The organism is Streptomyces aurantiacus, assembly GCF_001418335.1.
GTDB lineage: Bacteria > Actinomycetota > Actinomycetes > Streptomycetales > Streptomycetaceae > Streptomyces > Streptomyces aurantiacus.
Map to the genome: position 1 here is coordinate 255 of NZ_LIPP01000521.1, position 3352 is coordinate 3606.

Annotated in this window: 3 protein-coding genes; all 3 read right to left on the reverse strand. The window is 70.5% G+C overall.

Features of this window, described 5'->3' with window-relative positions; genetic code table 11:
- Nucleotides 1-384 (reverse strand): winged helix-turn-helix domain-containing protein (locus tag AOK01_RS39840; protein WP_425424801.1); only part of this gene is annotated, 384 nt, incomplete at its 3' end.
- Between the two features lie 147 nt (nt 385-531).
- Nucleotides 532-1611, reverse strand: a complete 1080-nt coding sequence (locus tag AOK01_RS39845) for a DUF4190 domain-containing protein (RefSeq protein ID WP_245702622.1) — start codon at nt 1609-1611, stop codon at nt 532-534.
- 453 nt (nt 1612-2064) lie between these two features.
- On the reverse strand, nt 2065-3352 hold a 1288-nt coding region (locus AOK01_RS39850), incomplete at its 5' end, for a S8 family serine peptidase (protein WP_055520508.1).

Consider the following 3352-nt stretch of genomic DNA (forward strand, 5'->3'; position numbering starts at 1 on the left):
CGCCTCGATGGCGAGCCGCTCCGCGACGGCACCGCTCGCCTCGGCCTGCGCGCTGTGCGACTCCCAGGTGCCCCGCACGGCCACGTCGGCCTGCTCCTGGCGGAACGGCGTCGCGCCACCGTCCGACCGGTACCCGGAGCGGGCGATACGGCGGGGCACCGGACGCTCGCGCACATACGTGCCGGACCCGGAGCGGCCCTCGACAAGCCCCTCGGCCATCAGCACCTTGCGGGCCTCCAGGGCCACCGTGTCCGAGACCCCGTACTCCGCGCGGATTCTGGCCTGCGACGGGAGCCGGGTGTGCGGTGGCAGCGATCCGTCGGCGATCTTCTTGCGAAGGTCGCCTGCGACGCGCAGATACGCCGGCTGCTCACCGAATGACACTGACCACTCCCGTCGGGTTGTACAGACAGCAACAGGGTGGCAACCGTGGGTTGGCCCAGGCAAGTAAAGGCCAAAGAATCACCCGATGTGATGACGTAGCGCGATCGGGGCTCTACTCAGGCACTTTCTCCCCTTCCGCGTCGGCTTTCACACCTCGGCGCCGCTACCGCCACCGCTACCGCTACCGCCGTCACTGCCTCCGGAGCCGCCCCCGGTACCGCCGTCCTCATCGCCCCCGTCCGCCTCGGCGCCGTCCCCGTAGTCAGCCGGAGGGGTCGTTGCGAGGTCCAGAGCCTTGCGTGCCGTGATCGTCTTCTTCCCGTCGGTGAGGATGAGGGCCGCGCCGTAGTGCTCGTAGAAGGTGTCCGCGTCGGAGGACTCGGCCGCGTCGTCCCACTCCTCCTTCGCCGACTTCAGGTCCTCGACGATCGTGGCGACCGGCTTCTTCGCGTCGGCGGGCCACTCGTGGCCGCGCAACATGCCGACCTGCTCGGTGATGGCGCCCGACACCCTGGTCGCCCACTCCTTGTGACCGGGCAGGTCGTCCTCGACGTACGCCTCGTCGGGCCCCGCGTCCATGGCCTCGTTGAGGACCTGGGCCGCCTTCAGATACGCCACCTGGTCGGCGTCGAGGGTCGTCGGGTCCTGGCGCAGCGACCCGGTCAGGCCGCCCTTGCCGTCCACGTTGCCGAACAGGCAGCTGATCTCGCGGTCCCCCAGGCTCCAGCTGTCGCTCGTGGGCGTGAAGTAGTAGATGTCGACGTCGTCCGGGATGGCCCAGGAGTCCATCGCGTAGGCGTACTGGAGCGAGTAGCACTTGTCGTCGGCGGCCTCGACGATGGCCTCGTCGCCCGGGTAACGGCCGCCCGCCATCTCGAAGTTCGCGAAGACCTCGCCGTCGTGCCTGCCCTCGCAGGGCACCGTGTCGACGTCGTAGGCCATGCCTTCCAGGGAGCCGCCGGGGGTGTCGAAGCACTCGCCCTGGTCCACGGAGAAGGCGGAGCCGTCCTCGCTCGCCTCGCGCGCGCTGTCCTTGAAGCCCTCCCAGACCTCGGACGCGCCCCCGGTGGCGAGAGCGAGCGCGAGGATCGAGGTGCCGATGCCGGAGAAGACCATCCCGGTGATCGCCATGCCCTTGCCGCGCTCGCCCTTCTTCTTGATCTGCACCAGCGCGAAGATCCCGAGGACCAGCCCGACCAGCGGCAGGAAGCAGAGGATGCCGAGCACCAGCGCGGAGATCGCGAGGCCGTTGAGGGGCGGCGGGCTGTTGTACGGGATGTAGCCGTGCCCCCAGGCCTGATAGCCGTACGGAACCGGCCCCGGCCCCGGCCCTGGCCCGGGGCGGCGCGTACGGCCCCTGCCCCTGCCCCGGGTAGGGCGCCGGCCCTTGCCCCTGCCCCGGATACGCGCCGTAGGGGCCCTGACGCTGCGGACCCTGGGGCTGCGATCTCTGCGGCTGCTGGGGGTCGGCGGGCGGGGGTATCTCCACTAGTACCGTGCTCCTCGTCCGAGTGGTGCGTCCTGGCCGTACGGCGGAACTGACGTACGACAGAGCGCATGCTAAGCGCGCCACGGACGGGGGCGGAATGCGGGGGACGAGCCCGAGCCCTCGTCCCCGCGGCGGAGACACCGCGAGGACGAGGGGACTGCTGAGCTACCGGGTGTCTTGGTCAAGGGCGGTCAGAACTGCAGACCCCACGAGTTGATACTGCCCGTGTCGAGCGACGCGTTGTCGCTCACCCGCAGCGTCCACGTCCCGTTCGCGGCCTCGGACGACGCGTTGACCGAGTACGTGGCGCTGATGTTGTCCGTCGACCCGCCCGTCCCGTACGCCTTCAGCGTGTAGGCGGTCCCGTCGGGAGCGATCAACTGGACCTGTAGGTCTCCGATGTAGGTGTGGACGATGTTCACCGGCACGCCGAGTGTCGCGGGCGCGTTGCCGGTGACGCCGCTCACCGTGACCGGCGAGTCGACGGTGGCGTTGTCGGCGATCGGGTAGTCCGCCGTGTTCTCGAAGTAGGAGCCCGGCGGCGTCGTACCGCCGCTGCCGACGCGCAGCAGACGGTTCGGTGAGCCGGTGCCGGGGCTGGTGACGACTCCGGTGGTGGCCGCGCCGACGAGCGCGCTCTGGACGGCGGCCGGGGCGGCGGTGGGGTTGTCCGCCAGATAGAGGGCGGCGGCTCCGGCGACGTGCGGGGTCGCCATCGACGTACCGGAGATGGTGTTGGTCGCGGTGTCGCCCGTGCCCCAGGCGGAGGTGATGGAGGAGCCGGGGGCGAAGAGGTCGAGGACGGTGCCGTAGTTGGAGTAGGAGGCCTTGGCGTCGGTGTTCGTGGTGGCGCCCACGGTGATGGCCTCGGTGACCCGGGCGGGCGAGCGCGTACTGGCGTTGGTGGTCTCGTTGCCCGCGGCGACCGCGTAGGTGACGCCGGAGGCTATGGAGTTGCGTACGGCGGTGTCGATCGCGGTGTCGGCGGTGCCGCCGAGGCTCATGTTGGCGACGGCCGGTTTGACGGCGTTGCCCGTCACCCAGTCGATGCCCGCGACGACCTGGGCGGTGGTGCCGGAGCCGGCGTTGTTCAGCACCCGGACGCCGACGATCTTCGCCTTCTTGGCGACGCCGTACGCCGTGCCGCCGACCGTGCTGGCGACGTGTGTGCCGTGGCCGTGGCCGTCCTGGGCGGTGTTGTCGTTGTCGACGGCGTCGTAACCGTAGGAGGCCCGGCTGCCGAAGTCGGTGTGGGTGATGCGGACACCGGTGTCGATGATGTACGCGGTGACGCCCTCACCGGCGGTGTCGTCGTAGGTGTAGCTCTGGTTCAGCGGGAGGGCCGCCTGGTCGATGCGGTCCAGGCCCCAGGAGGGCGGGTTGGGCTGGGTCGTCTCGATCGAGAAGACGCGGTTCTGGACGACGGAGGCGACGGCCGGGTCCGCGGCGAACCTCTTCGCCTCGGCCGCGGTGGCCTCG